Source organism: Cupriavidus sp. JZ107, from assembly GCF_053903255.1.
On record NZ_CP096481.1, the window covers coordinates 1878832 to 1896730 of the forward strand.

Consider the following 17899-nt stretch of genomic DNA (forward strand, 5'->3'; position numbering starts at 1 on the left):
TTCAATCGCCGACCAGCCGATACCGCCGCATCGCTTCCGCCACCACGCTGGCCCGCAACACCTGTTCGTCGGCCAGCGCCTTCAATGCGATCACCGCGATCCAGCGCGGATCCTGTACGTCGACGGCGCCGGCGTGATGGCTAGTCCTGGCCCCGGTCCCCGCCTCCACGCCGAGCGCGATGAAGCGATCCGCAAGATAGGGGCCGATCTGCTGCGCAATCGGCGCGCCATAGCCGGTCAGCGCGACGATCGGACCGCCGCCCGCCGCCAGGCAACGCTGCAGATGGCTCGACCGCGGCCGCGCGAGCGGATGCAGCCGGTTCCAGCGTGCCGCCGCCTCGGCGTCGCGTGCCAGCCGGGTATAGCTCGGACAGCTCCATAGTTCGACCTCGACGTGCCAGTCTGCCCGCAAGCGCTGCGCCGCCTCCGACATCGTGCGCAACGCCTTGCCGGCGCCAAGCAGCCGAACGCACGGCCCCTGCCGCTCACGTGCCGTCTCGAGGAGATACATCCCTTTGGCCGCAGCCACCGCGCGACGGCGATCGAGTTGCGGCCATGCCGGCCACTCCTCGCCGTGCGCGCTCAGGTAGACGAAGCCGGAACGCCCCTGCAGATACAGGCTGCGCAGCGCATGCAGCACGATGGCCCTCGCCTCCTCGCCCGAAGCCGGGTCATAGGGCAGGCAGCGGCCGTGCGACGCCAGCCATAGCGGCAGCTCGGGCCGCGCGCCCTTGGGCCACGGCGACGGCAGCGTTTCGATGTCGTTGCAGAAGATGCCGCGTTCCCCTGTCTCCAGAGCCGATGCCCGTACGGCATCCGCGCGGCCGCTGCGCAGCAGGTACAACAGCGGCCATTGTGCGGCCTGGCGCCGCGCGCCGAGCCAGTAGCGCCAGGCACTGGCCTCGTAGCGGCCGCCTCCTGCCCCGTCCGCGCTGTGTTCGCCGGCATCGCCGATGTCGATAGCGTCGGGCCCGCGCACGACCCATGCGGGCGAAGCCGCGCCGGTCGTGGCCGCCGCGGCCTCGGCCAGCTGGCCAGCAATTTGAGCGACCGTCGCGGCGGGCGAAGCACCCGCCTTCGCCCCACTTTCCGCTTCGATCCGTGTGATGCAGGCCATCGCCGCCGCTCGCGTCGCGGCGATGGAACCAAAGGCGGCCGGCGTCCTTGAATGGCCCATGGATTCGCTCCAGTAATGGCGGCGCTTGCCGAATGCCGCGCCGTCGATTAGAGTTGCAACAGCAACGATTGCAATTGCAATTCATCGGCATTCTATCGGAGGGAATCCATCATGTCAGCCGAGTCAGCCAACGCGAACGACACCGCCAGCCCCGCCCTGACCTTCTATACGGCCAATACCCCCAATGGCCAGAAGGTCAGCATCTATCTGCAGGAAGCGGGACTGCCTTACCGGCAGGTCGACATCGACCTGAACAAGGGCGAGCAGAAGCGCCCCGAATATCTGGCGATCAACCCGAACGGCAAGATCCCGGCGCTGGTCGATCACGGCGAAAACATCACGGTGTTCGAATCCGGGGCCATCCTCAGCTATCTGTCCAGCCGCTACGGCGCGCTGCATCCGGCGGACCCTCGCGAGCAATGGCAGATCCAGCAATGGCTGCATTTCCAGATCGGCGGCATTGGGCCGATGCTGGGGCAGCTATGGTGGTTCCGGCATGGCTCGCGCAGCGGCAATCGCGAGGCAATCGAACGCTATGCCAAGGAGGCGCATCGGCTCTACGGCGTGGTCGAGCGCCAGCTGTCCCGATCGGCATACCTGGCGCTGGACCGCTACACCATTGCCGACATCGCCGCGTTTCCCTGGTTGCGTACCCATGACGAACTGCAGCTCGACATCGCCGAATACCGGCACGTGCTGCGCTGGCTCGATCGCATCGCGGAGCGTCCGGCGGTGCAGCGCGGTCTGGCGGCCTTGCGTCCGCCGTTGGGTACGAGCCAGGACGCCACGCAGGACGCGGCGGAGGCCTGAGCGATGGCCTGGACCTTTCTATTTATCGCCGCCGCGCTGGAGATCGTCATGGGCGTCGCGCTGAAGCTGAACCAGGGCTGGACACGGCTGCTGCCCAGCGTGGTGGCGGTGGCCGCGGGACTGGCCAGCATCTACCTGCTGGCCAAGGCGCTGCGCAACCTGCCGGTCGGCACCGCGTATGCGATCTGGACCGGCATCGGAACGCTGGGCCTCGTCGCCATCGGTATCGTCAGCTTCGGCGAAGGCGTGCAGTGGCAGCGGGTGCTGTTCCTGACGTTGACGGTGGTCGGCATCATCGGGCTGCGGTTTTCGGAGGCGGTGGGCTGACGAAGAGCTACGGTCACGCGCCTACGCCATGGCGCTATAGTAGGCACGACGCATAATGGATGCGTAGACCGCGCCACGGGCTCCCCTTACGCTGAGCGCCGGCACTGCATCAGGACACTGCATCAGGACACCGCAACAGATGGATACCGCACTGATCGAGGGCAGGCTCGACTTCCTGCGCGAGGCCGAACGGCTGAAGGACGTGCTGCGCAGCGCGCGCACGTCGTCGGGCCGCCCCGAAAGCACCGCCGAACATAGTTGGCGGCTATGCCTGATGGCCATGGTGTTCGCCGATCAGCTTCCCGAACTCGACTGGCTGAAGGTACTGAAGCTCTGCATCGTCCACGACCTTGGCGAGGCGATCCACGGGGACATTCCCGCCACCGAACAGTCGGCGAGCCCCGGCAAGAGCGAACAGGAACGGCACGATCTGCTGGCGCTGACGTGCGTGCTCGATGCCTCGATGCGGGACAGCATCCTGTCACTGTGGGACGAATACGAAGCCGCGGCATCGCCGGAAGCCAAGGCCGTCAAGGCGCTCGACAAGCTGGAAACGCTGCTCCAGCACAACCAGGGTAACAATCCGCCGGACTTCGACTATCGCTTCAACCTTGACTACGGCAAGCGGCACACCGATACGCATGCGCTGTTCCGGGCGATGCGCGATCTGATCGACGAAGACACGCGCGCTCGCATCGGCGGGCGTGAACAACGATGAAAACCGTACTCCATATCAGCGCCAGTCCCAATGGGGAGGCCTCGAACAGCCGGCGCACGGCCGCCGCGCTGATCGAACGGATGGGCCAGCGCGAAGCGCTGCGCGTGATCGACCGAGACCTGGCGCGCCGGCCGCCGCCGCTCGTCGACGAGGCGTTCGCGCACGCCAGCCTCGCGGCGGAGTCGGCCGACGCTGCCAGCGACACGGGCGTGCTCGCGTTGTCGGCCTCGCTGATCGCCGAACTGCAGGCCGCGGACCGCATCGTGATTTCGACGCCGATGCACAACTTCACGGTGCCGGCGACGCTGAAGGCGTGGATCGATCAGATTCTGCGCCCCGGCCGCACGTTCGCGCGCACGCCGGAAGGCAAGACGGGGCTGCTGGCCAGCCGCCCCGTCTATCTGATCGTCGGCAGCGGCGGACCGCTCGACGATGACGGCAAGGGCCAGCCGGACTTTCTGACGCCCTATCTGCGTCACGCGCTGACGACCGCGGGTCTTCACGACCTGTCGGTGTTGCGGCTCGACAATCTGCGGCGCGGACCGGCCTATCTCGAGCGCGCGCAGGCCCTGGCCGATGCCTGGATCGCGCAGCAGATCGCGGCGCTGTCGCTGAACCCGCCGGCGCTCACTGCACAGAAAGCTGCACCGTCTGGAATACCTTGCCCCATCGATCCACCTCTTCGACCAGGTATTGCCTGAACTGCTCGCGCGAGCCGCCGACCACAATGGCCCCCTGCGATACCAGCGTGTCGCGCACGTCGGGCGAGGCCAGCGCCTTGTTCACCTCGCTATTGAGCCGGTCGAGCACCTCCTTCGGTGTTCCGGCCGGCGCCAGCAGGCCGTTCCATGAATCGGCCTCGAAACCGGGCAGCCCGGCTTCCTCCATCGTCGGCAACTGCGGCATCTGTGGCATCCGTTTCTTCGAGGCCACCGCGATCGCGCGCGGATTGCCGGACTTCAGCGTGGGCAACGCCGACATCGACGTCATGAAGACCATGTCGACGGTGCCGGCCATCAGATCCGTCAGCGCGGCCGAGGCCCCTTTGTACGGAACATGCAGCATGTCGATGCCCGCGCGCTGCTTCAGCAGTTCGCCAGCGAGGTGCTGCGACCCTCCGGCGCCGGTCGAGCCGAACGTCAAGGTACCTGGCTTCTTCTTCGCCAGCGCGATCAGCGAGCGCAAGTCGTGCGCCGGCAGCTTGGTCGAAACCGCCAGCACTGCAGGTGCCGTCATCACATTGGCGATCGGCTCGAAACTCTTGAGCACATCGAACTTCAGACCCTTGTAGAGATACTTGGTCATCGTGATCGGCGCCGCCGCCAGCAGCAGCGTGTAGCCATCGGCAGGCGCGGACGCGACATAGTCCGAGGCGATATTGGAGCCCGCGCCGACCTTGTTCTCGACGATGACGGGCTGGCCGAGCCCCGCCTGCAGCTTGCTCGCCAACAGCCGCGCCGTCAGATCGGTAGGACCGCCGGCCTGGTAACCAACGATGATGCGGATCGGCTTGGTGGGATAGCTGGACGGCGTGGCATGGGCCGCGCTGGCAAGGGACAGGATCAGCGCACCGGCGGCGAGAGCGCCGGCGACCGGACCGAAAGTCTTCATGGATGTCTCCGTCATGGCATCTGGGGATGGCGCGTTCCGTATGGCTGCGCTCTTTGGCTGAAATGCTCTGTTGCCTTGCCATGGTCTGCGAACCGCTCGCCGATGAGAACTTCCGATTCGGGCCGCTGCCATGACAAAAACTCAACGCAGCGGCGCTGCCACCGCACTCGCCTGGCATTCCGATATCTCATACCTGCACAATGAATTGGAAGTTGCCAGCGGCACCGCCGTGGGCGAGCATCGGCGCCAGCCTGCCAACGTGAAACCGACACCATGACCATCATCGAGACGTTTTCCGCCTTCGCCCAGGAGCCCGGCCCGGGTGCACACTCCAGCGAAGTCGTCCATCATGCGAAGCGCGCGGTGATCGACTGGTATGCGGCATTGCTGCCCGGCGCGATCGTCGCGCCATGCACGCTGCTCGAGCGCGCATGCGCGGACGATCTCGATCGCGGCGATGCCCGTCTCGCGCTCGGCCGCCCGGCCACCGCACGCACCGCCGCCCTGATCAACGGCACCGCCGCGCATACGGTCGAGGTCGACGACATCTACAAGCACGCGATCTACCATCCGGGCGCACCGACGATTGCCGCCGCCCTTGCCGCCGCCCAGCAGCGCAACGCAAGCGGTGCGGCTTTCCTGCATGCGGTCGTGATCGGCTACGAGATCTCGACCCGCATCGGGGCGGCGCTCGGACGCACTCATTACCGCTACTGGCACAACACCGGCACCGTCGGTACCTTCGGCGCGGCCGCGGCCGCCGCTGCCCTCTTCAAGCTCGATGCCACGCGCTTCGCCCATGCGCTCGCCACCAGCGCCACCTTCGCCGCGGGATTGCAGCAGGCGTTCCGCATGGATTCGATGTCCAAGCCGCTGCACTCGGGCCGAGCCGCCGAGGCGGGACTGCTGGCAGCGCTGGCTGCCGAGGCCGGCGTCACCGGCTCGCTCGACGTGATTGACGGCGAGGCGGGATTGGGACGCGCGATGAGCGATGGCCCGGACTGGCAGGCCGCTGCCGCAACGCTGGGCCGGGACTTCCATATCATGCAGATCACCTTCAAGAATCACGCCTGCTGCGGGCACACCTTCGCCGCGATCGACGGCGCACAAGCCTTGCAGCGGGCGCACCGCTTTGCGGTCGACGATATCGCCGCCGTGCGAATCGGCACCTATCGTCCGGCGCTGGACGTGGCGGGCAACTCCGACCCGCGTACCGCCGCCGAGGCTCGCTTCAGCGTACCGTTCGCCGTGGCGTCCGCGCTGATCCATGGCAGCGTGCGGCTCGCCGCCTTCTCCCCGGATCGGCTGGCCGACCCCGCAATCCGCGCCCTGATGGCGCGCATCGAACTGTCGGTCGACGGCCAGCTCGATGCCGCCTTCCCCGGACAACGCGCGGCGCGCATCACCGTGCTTCTGCGCGATGGACGCGAACTGACCCATCTGCAACCGAACCGCAAGGGCGACCCGGAGGAGCCGCTGAGCGATGCGGACCTCGATGACAAGTTCGTCGAGCTGGTGGAACCGGTGCTGGGTCAAGCCCGTACGCGGGCGCTGCTGCAGCGGCTGTGGTCGCTCGACAGCGCGGCGTCATTGCCCTGAGGGGCGGTGCGTCCGAGAGCATAGATATAATGAAAAGTCATTGCTCGGACGCAACAACATGGCTCGGCGTATTCCCCCCTTGAACCCGTTGCGGGTCTTCGAAGTCGTGGCGCGCAGTCAGAACCTGACCGTCGCCGCGCAGGAACTGCATGTTTCCCAGTCGGCGGTCAGCCGGCAGATCGCGGTGCTCGAGGGCTATCTGGGCATCGAACTGTTCCGTCGCGAACGCCACGGCGTTTCGCTGACGCGCGTCGGCCAGGCCTACGCCGAGGAAGTCGTTCCGGCCTTCGATGCCATTGCCACTGCCACCGCCCGACTGCTGAAGAACACCTCGCAAGGCGCGCTGCGGGTGCGCACCTACACCACCTTCGCGGCGAAATGGCTGATCCCGCGACTGCCCGACTTTCAGGCCCAGTATCCCAGCATCGAAGTGCGCATCGACAACGCGATTCCCGATGTCGACTTCGATCGCGATCCCGCCGATCTCGCCATCCAGTTTGGCGATGGCCGCTGGCCCCGTGTCAGCGCCGACTTCCTGTTCCACGACGAGATCGAACCGGTCTGCACGCCCGAATACCTGCGCACGCATCGCGGCGGCGGCCGCGGCCGGCCCGAAGCGCTGCTGCGCCACCGACTGCTGGTGTCGCACTATCGCCGCGCCGACTGGGACGATTGGCTGGCCTTCGCCGGACTGGCCGAGATGGCCGACCGCACCGAGCGCATGAGCTTCGGCAGCTCGGTGCTGACCTGGCAGGCGGCCCTCGATGGCCTTGGTATCGCGATTGGACAGGCCGCCATGCTGCAGGCCGAGCTCGCTTCCGGCCGCCTGGTTCGGCCGTTCGCGCGACCACTGGTACGCAGCAAGTCCTACTACCTGGTCAGACCCGCCGTCCAACGCGAGTCCCGCAAGGTCACGGCATTCCGGGATTGGCTGCTCGACACCGTGGCACGCGAACAGCGCGCGGCGAAATGAGGATGCGAGATGCGGCGGGCTCAGGTATGACGATAGGTTCTACCTGCTCTCCAAACGCGAAGTTCACAACCGTCTCGGGATAGCGGAAGCTGATGCCTGACTTCTGCCCCCCAGAGATTTCGACATGAACTTTGAACTCAGCGAAGAACATCAGGCATTTGCGGAATCGGTGCGCCGGTTCGCCCAGGACAAGCTCGCGCCCGGCGCACTGCAGCGCGCGCACTCCGCGCAGTACCCATGGGATGCGGCACGCATGCTGGCCGAGCAGGGACTGCTTGGCATCGCCTTCCCGGAAGAGGATGGCGGCCAGGGCGGCACGCTGATGCACGCCGTCATCGCGATCCAGGAGATCGCGCTGGTCTGCCCCAAGAGCGCGGATATCGTGCAGGCGGGCAATTTCGGACCGATCCGGACCTTCGTCGAATACGCGACGCCCGAACAGAAGGCGCGCTTCCTGCCCGATCTGCTGGCAGGACGCAAGCTGATCGCGCTGGGCATGACGGAGCCCGAGGCCGGCTCCGCCGTCACCGAGCTGCGCACCACCGCGCGACGCGACGGCGAACACTACGTGATCGACGGCAGCAAGATCTTCTCGACGCATAGCCCCGAGGCCGAGCTGTTCCTGATCTACGTGCGCTTCGGCCCGGGCGTCAACGGCATCGGCTCGGTGCTGGTGGAGCGCGGCGCGCCGGGCTTTCAGATTGGGGAGCCCTCGAAGTTCATGAGCGGCGAGCAATGGTGCCAGCTGTATTTCGAGGACTGCCGCATTCCCGCCGACAACCTGCTGCTCGGCGAAGGCGGCTTCAAGCGCCAGATCGCCGGCTTCAATGTCGAGCGGCTGGGCAACTCGTCGCGCGCCCTCGCGCTCGGCCGTCATTGCTTCAACGTGGCCCGCGAGCACGCGATGGTCCGCAAGCAGTTCGGCCGCGAATTGTGCGAATTCCAGGGGATCCAATGGAAGTTCGCGGAGATGGCGTTGAAGCTCGAATCCGCGCAGCTGTTGCTCTATCGCGCGGCCATGGAGGGCGAGCACGGCCTGCCGTCCGCGCATAGCACGGCGATGGCCAAGCTCGCGTGCAACCAGGCGGGCTGGGACGTCGCCAACGAAGCGCTGCAGATAATGGGCGGCATGGGCTACAGCCAGGAATCGATCGTTGAATACTGCCTGCGCCGCATCCGCGGCTGGATGATCGCTGGCGGCTCGATCGAAATGCTGAAGAACCGCATTGCGGAAGGGGTGTTTGGCCGATCGTTTCCCCAGCGTCCTCCCAGGCCGGCCTCGAACTGAGCATGCAACGCCGGCCGAGCTCCCCGACTTTCCCTGTTCCCTGCTCCTTGTTCCCAGCCTCAATGAACTCGACTTCTCCAGCATCCGGCCCCATCGACTCGGCGCTCGCGCGGGCGCTGCTGTCTCCACGCAGCGTGGCACTGTTCGGCGCGTCGGATGATCCGGCCAAGACCGCCGGACGGCCATTGAAATTCCTGCGTGCGGGCGGCTATCGCGGAACGATCTATCCGGTCAATCCGAACCGGGATACCGTGCAGGGTGAAACCGCCTACCCCAGCCTCGCATCGCTGCCGCAAGTCCCCGACCATGTCTTCGTGCTGACGCCAACCGATACCGTGCTCGATGTCGTGCGCGAGAGCGCCCGCCTCGGCGTCAAGGTCGTGACCATCCTCGCCAGCGGCTTTGCCGAGTCTGGGCCGGAAGGCGCGGCCAGGGAGGCGGAACTGCAAGCCCTGAGCCGGCAGACCGGCATCCGCGTGCTCGGTCCCAGCAGCCTCGGCGTCATCCATCCCCAGGCGGACCTCGTGCTGACCGCCAATGCCGCCTTCGCCGAGCCGGAACTGCCGCAAGGGCGCGTCTTCGTCGCCTCGCACAGCGGCAGCATGATCGGCTCGCTCGTTTCGCGCGGCAAGGCGCGTGGCGTCGGCTTTGCGGGGCTGGTGTCGGTCGGCGGCGAAGCCGACTTGTCCATTGGCGAAATCTGCCTGGCCACGCTCGACGATCCCGCCATCGACGGCTATCTGCTGTTCCTCGAAAGTCTGCGCCACGGCGACAAGCTGCGCGCCTTCGCAATCGAGGCCGCCCGGCGCGGCAAACCCGTGATCGCATACAAGCTGGGGCGATCGGCCGTCGCCGCCGAGATGGCCGCCACCCACACCGGAGCACTGGCCGGCGAGGACGATATCGCCGACGCCTTTCTCAAGGATCTCGGCATTGCGCGCGTCGGCGTGCTCGAAGCACTGCTGGAAGCGTTCCCGCTGGCACGGCGGATACCGCTGGCGCAGCCGGGCGGCCAGCCACACTTGCCGCCGCGCCGCGTGGGCGTGGTCACTACCACGGGCGGTGGCGCGGCGATGGTCGTCGACCAATTGGGCATTCGCGATGTCGCGGTGGAAGCCGCCTCGCCGGCGACGCTCGACAGGCTCGCGGCCGCCGGTATCGCGGTATCGCCGGGGCGCGTACTGGACCTGACGCTGGCCGGCACCAACTACAACGTCATGAAGACCGCGCTAGACATCATGTTCGAGGCGCCGGAGTTCGATATCGTGCTTGCCGTCGTTGGTTCTTCCGCACGGTTCCAGCCGCAGCTCGCGGTCAAGCCGATCATCGACAGCGCAGACAGCGCCAAGCCGATGGCCGCGATGCTGGTGCCCGACGCACCCGAAGCGCTGGCCGCGCTGACGGCCGCCGGGGTGCCCTGCTTCCGTTCGCCAGAACCGTGCGCCGATGCCATTGCCGCCGTGCTGGCACGCCGCCCACCCGGCACGCAACCGGCGGTGCGACTGCTCCGGGAGCGGCCGCCCCGCGCGCTGAGCGAGGCGCAGGCATACGCCGTACTGGAACAGCTCGGTGTGCCCTACGCGCCGGCGATCACACTCCCGATCGCCGCTCCCATCCCTGCGCTGCCGTTCGACTATCCGGTGGTCGCCAAGGTCTGCTCGCCCGAGATTCCGCACAAGACGGAAGTGGGCGGCGTCGTACTGGGCATTCGTGACGCCGAACAGTTGAACAGCGCATTGGCGACGCTGAAGACCAACCTGGCCGAGCGCGCGCCTACCGTGCGATGCGATGAAGTGCTGGTGCAGCCGATGACCAGGGGCTTGACCGAGGTGCTGATCGGCTACCGCATCGATCCGGACGCCGGTCCGATCGTGATGCTGGCCGCCGGCGGCATCTGGGCCGAAGTCGCACGCGATCGAAGCATCCGGCTGGCACCGGTCACCGTCGATGCCGCCCGGGAGATGATCGTCGAAGTGAAGGCGCTGAAGACGGTGTCGGGACTGCGCGGCAGGACTCGTGGCGACCTCGAAGCGCTGGCACGGGCCATCTCTGCGTTGTCCCAGCTCGCGGTACGCCCCGAGCTTGGCATCGCCGAAGCGGAGGTCAACCCGATGATGGTGTTGCCCGAGGGGCAAGGTGTGCTCGCCGTCGATGCCCTCGTGCTGACATCGTGAAGACGCCTGCCCTGCCCCCAGCCCCCCCGATGAACGCCGAACTGGCCGCCTTGGACCGACGCGCGCAGACCTGCGTCGTACGTGACGGGGACCGCGCGATGGTCTGGCGCAAGTTCGGCAGCGGGCCGCCGCTGGTGCTGATTCATGGCGGCCATGGCAACTGGTTGCATTGGACCCGCAACATCGAGCCCTTGTCGGCAACGCATACGCTGTGGATTCCCGATCTGCCGGGATTCGGAGAGTCCGACGCGCTGCCCGGGGATCCGCACGCGGCCGACCGCCTCGATCGCTTGGTCGGCACCGTCATCGCGACGCTGGACCTTCTGGTCGGTGTGGACGCAACCGTCTCGCTCGCCGGCTTTTCGTTCGGCGGACTGGTAGCCGCCCACGTTGCGGCCCGGCGCGGCGGCACAGCCCGGCTCGCACTGCTGGGGCCCGCGGGACACGGCGGTACACGACGCCAGCGCATGGAGATGATCGACTGGCGCAAGGACGACCCTCACGCCATGCGAAGCGCACTGCGGCACAATCTGCTCGCGCTGATGCTGCACCAGGAAGCCAGCATCGATGAGACCGCCATGCTGGTGCACGAGCTCGCGTGCCGGGCGACGCGATTTCGGAGCAAGGCGATCTCGCGACAGGCGCTGCTGGAAACCGCGCTGGACAGGTTCAATGGTCCCACGCTGCTGATCTGGGGCGAGCACGACGTCACCGCCTCGCCGATCGATGTGGCAAATCGAATCGCGGGGCCCGCGACGCACCGGGATTGGTGCCTGGTGCCCGGCGCCGGGCACTGGGTCCAGTACGAGCGCCATCGCGATATCAATACGCTGCTGGCACGCTGGTTCGGCTCGGAACCTCGCTGACGCCCGGATTTACTCGCCGAGTTGCTTCTGGACGTAGGCGTTGGCGTTGCGGCTGCTCAATCCGCACGCAACCGGTCGAGCGCCGCCGTTGTCTTCAACCACTCGAGCACCGCGGCGGCGGGCGTGCCGGCCTGGATGGGCACCGGAGACAACAGACAATAGCGTGAACCGTCCTCGACAAAGCCCATCGGCGCGGCCAGCATGCCGTTGGCGATATCGTCCTGCACCAGATGCCAGGGCCCGATGGCGACACCAAGGCCCGCCACCGCTGCCTGCAGGCTGAAGTAGAAATGCTCGAAGCCCTGCTCCGGCGCGCGCGATAGCGTCTGTCCCGTGATGTCGGCCCAGGTCCGCCAGGCGTTCGGCCTTGTCCGCGTATGCAGGCGCGGTGCGGAAGGACGCAAGGATGCCTTGCCCTTGCGTGCCGCAAACCACGCGCCGGCCTGGTCCGGCCGGCACACCGGACCGATCCGTTCGACGAACAAGGGCACCGCGTGGACGCTGTCGGGCCAGGCGAAGTCATCGCGCCGAAGCGCGAGATCGATGCCGCTGTCGAATTCGACCGGCCCGCCGCCGGCAACGAGGTGCACGTCGAATTCGGGATGCCGCGCCTTGAAATCGGGCCAGCGCGGAATCAGCCAGCGCATCAGCAACGTCGGCTCGCACGACAGCACCCATTGCCGCGCTTGCCTCGCACTGGCGCGCAGCTCGCGTGTGGCCTGCCGAATCACGCCGAGACCATCGCGCACCGCCTGCGCGAGCCTGCGCCCTGCATCGGTCAGGAAGACGCGGCGGCTGCGCCGTTCGAACAGCGCCACACCAAGGTCGTCCTCAAGCGTACGCACCGCGCGGCTGACCGCGCCATGCGTCAGGTGCAATTCGTCGGCGGCGCGGCTGAAGTTCTCGAGCCGCGCCGCCGCCTCGAAGCAGCGCAGTGCCAGCAGTGAAGGCAGACGGGCGTCGCCCGATGGTGAGTGGGACTCACCATGGTGGTCAGTAAACATCGCTATTCGTCGATCGTCAGGTCCCCTAACATAGGGCAACCATTCGTGGTGCTTGCCACAGGAATCGACAGAGTAAACCATGACCGAACTGTTAGCCGTGATCACCATCACGCTGCTCGCCGTGATCAGCCCTGGACCGGACTTTGCCATGGTGACCCGCAACAGCCTGGTGCTGTCGCGCCGCGCCGGCGTGCTGACGGCACTGGGGATCGGACTTGGCGTACTGATCCACGTCGGCTACACCATCCTCGGCGTCGGCGTGCTGATCCAGCAGTCGCTATGGCTGTTCCACACGGCCAAATGGATTGCCGCGATCTATCTGGTCTATTTGGGTATCGTCATGCTGCGCGCCAGGCCGGGCGGCTCGCTGGCCGAAGGCCGCACCGCCCCGCTGTCGGATCTCGCCGCATTGCGCACCGGCCTGCTGACCAATGCGCTGAACCCGAAGACCACCGTCTTTATCGTCAGCCTGTTCATGCAAGTAGTGCGCCCCGATACGCCGCTGGCCACGCAGATCGGCTACGGCGCCTTCATCGCAGCCGCCCATATCGGCTGGTTCAGCCTGGTCGCGGTGTGCCTGTCGACGGGCGCCGTACGCGAGCGGCTGCTGTCGGTGCGGCACTGGATCGATCGGATTTTCGGCGGGCTGCTGGTCTCGTTTGGCGTGTTGCTGGCGGCGGCGCGCGGCGCGCGTTGAGGCGCAATCCTGCGCCGGACTACTCGCCGAATTCCTGCTGGATGCGCGGCGCCTGCGGACACTGCCGATCCAGCGACTCCCGATACTTGACGCAGCCGCGCAGAAACTGCGGCCAGTCCGGCACCGCCGGCGTGTGCGTGGCCGCGTCGGGCAGCAAGGCCCACAGGTCCGGGTGATGCCAGCACAGATCGTGGCCCGACGCATCCCGATGGCGGCGGATGCCGGCGCGCAAGCGCTTTACTTCCTCAACCAGTTGTTCGTGGCTCATCGTGTCGACGTCGTCGTCCATGGTGCCCTCCTGCGTGTCGGTTGGCTTTGTCGAAACCTTCAGCTTAGGCGGGCTGCGCGCAAGCTGCGGAGATCTTCGGCATATGGCGAAGGGTCAGCGCCCAGAACGCCAGCGCGGCGGCACTGATGCCGGCGCCGAGCAGGCAGACCGCCTGCCATCCGGCCAGCGCATAGACCCATGTCGACGCGATGGCGCCCATCCCGCTGCCCACCGAATAGAACAGCATGTAGCAACCCACCAGCCGGCTGTGCGCATCGCGCTGCGCCGCGAAAATCATGCTCTGGTTGGCGACATGGATGGCCTGGCCGCCGAGGTCCAGCGCGATGATGCCGATCACCAGCCACCATAGCCCGTGCGCATCGAACCACCACAGCGGCAGCCACGAGGCCAGCAGCACCAGCAGCGCGCCGCCGGTGACCCGCTGCCCCAGGCCGCGGTCGGCCAGCCGCCCGGCGCGCGCGGCCGCCAAGGCGCCGACCACGCCGACCAGCCCGAATGCCCCGATCGCCGTGTGCGAGAACGCGTACGGCGGCGCGCTCAACGGCAGCACCAGCGCGCTCCAGAACACGCTGAACGCCGCGAACATCAGCATCGCGATCGTGCCGCGGATCTGCAGCACGCGTTGCTGCCGCAGTAGCGTCAGCATCGACAGGATCAGCTTCGGATAGCTCAGCCGTGGAATCGCCGGAGTCTGTGCCGGCAGACGGCGCCACAGCACCAGCGACAGCACCAGCATCGCCAGCGCCGAGAACAGATACACGCCGCGCCATCCGGCCATATCGGCAATCAGACCGGCCAGCACGCGCGCCAGCAGCAGGCCGATGACCACGCCGCCCTGCGCGGCACCGACCACCCGTCCGCGCTCCGATGGCGCGCCGGCGGTCGCCGCGTAGGCGATCAGCCCCTGCGTCATCGCGGTACCGAGCAAACCGACGACGAGCATGCCGAGCAGCAAGGCCGGCGCCGACGCCGCCGCGGCCACGCCGATCAGCGCCCCAACGAGTGCAGCGGCCTGCCACAGCATCAGGCGCCGCCGATCGATGCGGTCGCCCAGCGGCACCAGTAGCAGCAAGGCCAGCGCGCAGCCGACCTGCGTGGCCGTGATCACGCCCCCTACCGCGGCATGGTCCAGCGCGAACTCCCCGCCGAGCGCGTCGAGCAAGGGCTGCGCGTAGTAGACGTTCGCCACGCTGAGCCCGCAGGCGCAGGCGAACAGCGCGACCAGTGCGCCGGGCATCGAGCCCGCGGACGGCGTTGGGTGCTTGGGCACGGGCCCTGTCGATGATTCGCCTGGCATGGATTTTCCCTTCATCAAAGTAGTTTCAAATCAAGACCGGTTTGATTGTAGGCAAACTGGTCTTAAAATGAAACCACCAAGACAAACCCACATCTGGCTCATGCCATTACCAAAGGAGCATTGATGGCAAAACGTCGCGACAACGAGACGGAAACCTGTCCGGTCGCCCGCTCGCTCGACCTGATCGGCGACCGCTGGTGCCTGCTGATCGTGCGGGATGCCTTCGATGGCGTGCGCCGCTTCAGCGAATTCCAGCGGCGCCTGGGCGTGGCCCGCAGTATCCTGGCCGACCGCCTGCGCCTGCTGGTCGAAGCCGGCATCTTCGAGATCAGCCCGGCATCGGACGGCACGTCGTATCAGGAATATGTGCTGACGCCCAAGGGAGAGCGGCTGTTTCCCGTGATCGTGGCCTTCCGGCAATGGGGCGAGCAGCATCTGTTCGGTCCGCGGGACGCGCATTCGGTGCTGGTGGACAAGGGCTCCGGAAAACCGCTCACGGTGATGGAGCCCCGCTCCGCCGACGGCAAGGTCGTGCGGCCATGGGAGACCACGGTGAAGCTGCCGCGGTAAGCCGGTCTTCGCGCATCAGTTCACCGATGCCGGAAAGCCCCGCTCCCTGGCCCTCCACGTCACCGTCAGCGCGGTACCGAGCAGCACCAGCAAGGCGGCCGAGAAAGCGCCGGTGCCAAACCGGTCGAGCAGCACGCCACCGATGAGGCCGCCCCCCGCGATCGCTGCATTCCACGCGGTCACCAACATCGACTGCGCTACGTTGACCGCGTCGTCGGCCGTCTTTGCCAACGCGGTCTGAAACAGCGTCGCTGCGCCGCCGAACGCGAGTCCCCAGACACCGACCGCGGCATACACCACGAGCGGCGTCTGTCCGGCCGCGCCGAGCACCGCTGCAGCCAGACCGAAAAGCAGCGTGCTGGCAAGCGTCAGCGCGCGCAGATGACGGTCGATCAGAACACCCACGATCCAGATGCTGATCAGCGACGCAATGCCGAACACCAGCAGCACGCGGCCGGTGCTCGCCACCATGCCGGCCGTGGCGAGAAATGGTGCGATATAGGTGTAGAGGATGTTGTGCGCCAGCACGAACGCCAGCACCACGATCAACACGGCGCCAACGCCCGGGATTGCAATCACGGCTGCCAGCGGCAAGCGCTTGCCGCTGGCCTGCCCGGCGAAGTCCGGGACCTTGAACCGCACCCAGATCATCAGGATCAAGGCCGACAGGCTCATGATGCCGAAGCAGACGCGCCATCCCACCAGCGTGCCGAGCAAGGTGCCGGCCGGGACGCCGAGCGACAGCGCCAATGGCGTACCAACCATCGCGACCGCAATGGCGCGTCCTTTCTGGGACTCGGGCACCATGCGCGCCGCATGGCTTGCCAACAGCGCCCATAGCAGCCCCGCAGACACGCCGGCCAGGAACCGCGCCACCATCGTCAATGCATAGCTTGCCGAGAAGGTCGTGACCGTATTGGCGGCGGCGAAGCCCGCAATGGCGAACAACAACAGCGGCCGGCGCCGAACCCCTTGCGTGGCGGCGGTCAGCGGCATCGCGGCGACCAGCGAGCCCACCGCATAGGCCGTGACGAGTTGCCCGACCATGGCTTCGGAAACCGCCAGGCTCCCGGCCATTTGCGGCAACAGTCCGGCCGGCAGCGCCTCGGTCAGGATGGTGATGAACGCCGCCATCGCAAGCGCCAACAGCGCGCCCAGCGGTAATTTCTCGCTCGCACGCACCGTGGCCGCGCCCGCATCGAGAGAAAGGCCTTCGCCATGCGCGCTCATACGGACTCCAGCGCGCCATAGATCGCGTCGCGCAAATCGTTGACGAATCGGCCTGTCATGCCCTCGTACAGCGTATTGGTCAATGCCACCACGCTGAGCCGCTGTAGCGGATCGACAAACCACGCGTGACCATAGGCGCCTCCCCAGCGCCACGTCCCCGCCGATTCCGGAGACGCCGCGCGCGCCGGATCGCGCAGGACCGAGAAGCCGAGTCCAAAGCCGAACCCCGGCGCGCCAGGCAGTTCGCAACCACCGGTCTGGTCGCGGGCCATTTCGGCAACCAGCTCGGCAGGCAATAGCTTGCCGTTCCGCTGACGCAACGCCTCGAGCAAGCGCATCAGGTCTTCCGCGGTGCCCGCCATGCCGGCACCGCCCGACGGAAAGGCCTGTGAGTCGAAGATGCGCGCGGGGCTGTACCGAATGCCGACCGTACCGTCGAAGACCGGCGCGATCTCGCCTTCGCGTAGGCGATGCGGCCGCGGGCGGTCGTTGACATAGGCGGTGGCAAGCCGCTGCGCATCGCGGACGACGAAGTCGGTATCGACCATGCCGAGCGGCCCTGTCACGAGCTGACGCACCGCCTCGCCAAGCGCAGCGCCATGGGCCCGCTCGATGACGGCGCCGAGCACGTCGATCGCCACCGAGTAGCCCCAACCCGTGCCGGGTTCGTACAGCAGCGGCACGCTGGCAATGCGCCGCAGGTTCTCGTCCAGATCGATGCCCGCTTCGTCCATGCCATCCGATACGCCAGCCCGCGCATACGGCCCATCGTCATCAGCCTCGAGAAAGCGGTAGCCCAGGCCCGCGGTGTGGCTCAACAACTGGCGGATCGAGATCCGCGGCACGCGTCCATCGGCCAGGCGTGGCCGGAATTCCGGCAGCCAGCGGTCGAGACTCGCATCGAAGTCGATCTGCCCACGCGCGACCAGGACCAGCGCTGCGGCGGAAACAATGGGCTTGCTGACAGAAGCCAGGCGGAACACCGTATCGACCGCCATCGGCCGCTGGCCTTCACGATCGGCCAGGCCAGCCGCCTTGCGGTAGACGAGCTCGCCGTCTCTGGCGACCAGCACGACAGCACCAACTAGGCGGCGTTCGTCCAGCGCCTGCTGGACAACCGTGTCGACGCATTCGGAAAGGCACGCTGCACCAGCCTCCTGGCGCCATGCAAGTGTGGAATCGGACAACGCAATTCTCCTTGGAGGAATGACGCTGTCACGATAGAGAGCCCCGCATTGAAGAAAAAGTGGGGTAGATTTCCGGTTTATG

At 67.0% G+C, this 17899-nt stretch carries 18 protein-coding genes; 11 read left to right on the top strand and 7 right to left on the bottom strand.

Going from position 1 to position 17899, the window contains the following annotated elements; all coding sequences use genetic code 11:
• Position 1 precedes the first annotated feature (1 nt).
• Positions 2–1177, bottom strand: a complete 1176-nt coding sequence (locus M1D55_RS17900) for a transketolase-like TK C-terminal-containing protein (RefSeq protein WP_456281456.1) — start codon at positions 1175–1177, stop codon at positions 2–4.
• A gap of 111 nt (positions 1178–1288) precedes the next feature.
• Between M1D55_RS17900 and M1D55_RS17905 the strand changes: the two genes are divergently transcribed.
• From M1D55_RS17905 to M1D55_RS17920, 4 genes are all read left to right on the top strand, one after another.
• A complete protein-coding gene (locus M1D55_RS17905; protein ID WP_456281457.1) occupies positions 1289–1987 on the top strand; it encodes a glutathione S-transferase family protein in 699 nt (232 codons plus the stop codon).
• A 3-nt stretch (positions 1988–1990) separates the two neighbouring features.
• Positions 1991–2314, top strand: a complete 324-nt coding sequence (locus tag M1D55_RS17910; protein WP_456281458.1) for a DMT family transporter — start codon at positions 1991–1993, stop codon at positions 2312–2314.
• 139 nt (positions 2315–2453) lie between these two features.
• Positions 2454–3032 carry an HD domain-containing protein gene (locus M1D55_RS17915; protein ID WP_456281459.1) on the top strand — a complete coding sequence of 193 codons (579 nt, stop codon included), beginning with the start codon at positions 2454–2456 and terminating at the stop codon, positions 3030–3032.
• Positions 3029–3733, top strand: a complete 705-nt coding sequence (locus M1D55_RS17920; protein ID WP_456281460.1) for an FMN-dependent NADH-azoreductase — start codon at positions 3029–3031, stop codon at positions 3731–3733. The genes M1D55_RS17915 and M1D55_RS17920 overlap by 4 nt, the downstream gene beginning before the upstream one ends.
• Here the strand turns inward: M1D55_RS17920 and M1D55_RS17925 are convergent.
• Positions 3660–4643 (bottom strand): tripartite tricarboxylate transporter substrate binding protein, encoded by a 984-nt coding sequence (locus M1D55_RS17925; RefSeq protein ID WP_456281461.1) that lies wholly within the window; start codon positions 4641–4643, stop codon positions 3660–3662. The two genes, M1D55_RS17920 and M1D55_RS17925, sit on opposite strands and share 74 nt — an antisense overlap.
• A 273-nt stretch (positions 4644–4916) precedes the next feature.
• Between M1D55_RS17925 and M1D55_RS17930 the strand changes: the two genes are divergently transcribed.
• From M1D55_RS17930 to M1D55_RS17950, 5 genes are all read left to right on the top strand, one after another.
• The gene (locus tag M1D55_RS17930) at positions 4917–6242 is read left to right on the top strand and encodes an MmgE/PrpD family protein (RefSeq protein WP_456281462.1); all 1326 of its coding nucleotides are present in this window, start codon (positions 4917–4919) and stop codon (positions 6240–6242) included.
• A gap of 58 nt (positions 6243–6300) precedes the next feature.
• Positions 6301–7215 (top strand): transcriptional regulator GcvA, encoded by a 915-nt coding sequence (gcvA, locus tag M1D55_RS17935; RefSeq protein WP_456281463.1) that lies wholly within the window; start codon positions 6301–6303, stop codon positions 7213–7215.
• Between the two features lie 124 nt (positions 7216–7339).
• Positions 7340–8503: an acyl-CoA dehydrogenase family protein gene (locus M1D55_RS17940; RefSeq protein WP_456281464.1), complete on the top strand. Its 1164-nt coding sequence runs from the start codon at positions 7340–7342 to the stop codon at positions 8501–8503.
• Between the two features lie 62 nt (positions 8504–8565).
• A complete protein-coding gene (locus M1D55_RS17945) occupies positions 8566–10677 on the top strand; it encodes an acetate--CoA ligase family protein (protein WP_064577086.1) in 2112 nt (703 codons plus the stop codon).
• Between the two features lie 29 nt (positions 10678–10706).
• Positions 10707–11543, top strand: coding sequence for an alpha/beta fold hydrolase (locus M1D55_RS17950; protein WP_064577087.1), 837 nt, complete (start codon positions 10707–10709; stop codon positions 11541–11543).
• A gap of 56 nt (positions 11544–11599) precedes the next feature.
• On the opposite strand, the gene M1D55_RS17955 is transcribed toward M1D55_RS17950, so the two are convergent.
• Positions 11600–12547, bottom strand: a complete 948-nt coding sequence (locus M1D55_RS17955; RefSeq protein ID WP_064577088.1) for a LysR family transcriptional regulator — start codon at positions 12545–12547, stop codon at positions 11600–11602.
• Positions 12548–12626: 79 nt separating this feature from the next.
• Between M1D55_RS17955 and M1D55_RS17960 the strand changes: the two genes are divergently transcribed.
• Positions 12627–13244 carry a LysE family translocator gene (locus M1D55_RS17960; protein WP_456281465.1) on the top strand — a complete coding sequence of 206 codons (618 nt, stop codon included), beginning with the start codon at positions 12627–12629 and terminating at the stop codon, positions 13242–13244.
• 19 nt (positions 13245–13263) lie between these two features.
• On the opposite strand, the gene M1D55_RS17965 is transcribed toward M1D55_RS17960, so the two are convergent.
• A complete protein-coding gene (locus M1D55_RS17965; protein WP_006579182.1) occupies positions 13264–13533 on the bottom strand; it encodes a hypothetical protein in 270 nt (89 codons plus the stop codon).
• A 43-nt stretch (positions 13534–13576) separates the two neighbouring features.
• Complete coding sequence (locus M1D55_RS17970; protein WP_064577090.1) at positions 13577–14770, bottom strand: MFS transporter; 1194 nt, start codon at positions 14768–14770, stop codon at positions 13577–13579.
• 183 nt (positions 14771–14953) lie between these two features.
• On the opposite strand from M1D55_RS17970, the gene M1D55_RS17975 reads away from it, so the two are divergent.
• Entirely contained in the window at positions 14954–15400 is a 447-nt protein-coding gene (locus M1D55_RS17975; protein ID WP_232206958.1) for a winged helix-turn-helix transcriptional regulator, read from the top strand.
• Between the two features lie 15 nt (positions 15401–15415).
• On the opposite strand, the gene M1D55_RS17980 is transcribed toward M1D55_RS17975, so the two are convergent.
• Positions 15416–16630 carry an MFS transporter gene (locus tag M1D55_RS17980; RefSeq protein WP_232206959.1) on the bottom strand — a complete coding sequence of 405 codons (1215 nt, stop codon included), beginning with the start codon at positions 16628–16630 and terminating at the stop codon, positions 15416–15418.
• On the bottom strand, positions 16627–17817 hold the full coding sequence (locus M1D55_RS17985; protein ID WP_023264350.1) for a serine hydrolase domain-containing protein: 1191 nt from the start codon (positions 17815–17817) through the stop codon (positions 16627–16629). Before M1D55_RS17985 ends, M1D55_RS17980 begins: the two co-directional genes overlap by 4 nt.
• Positions 17818–17899: the final 82 nt, after the last annotated feature.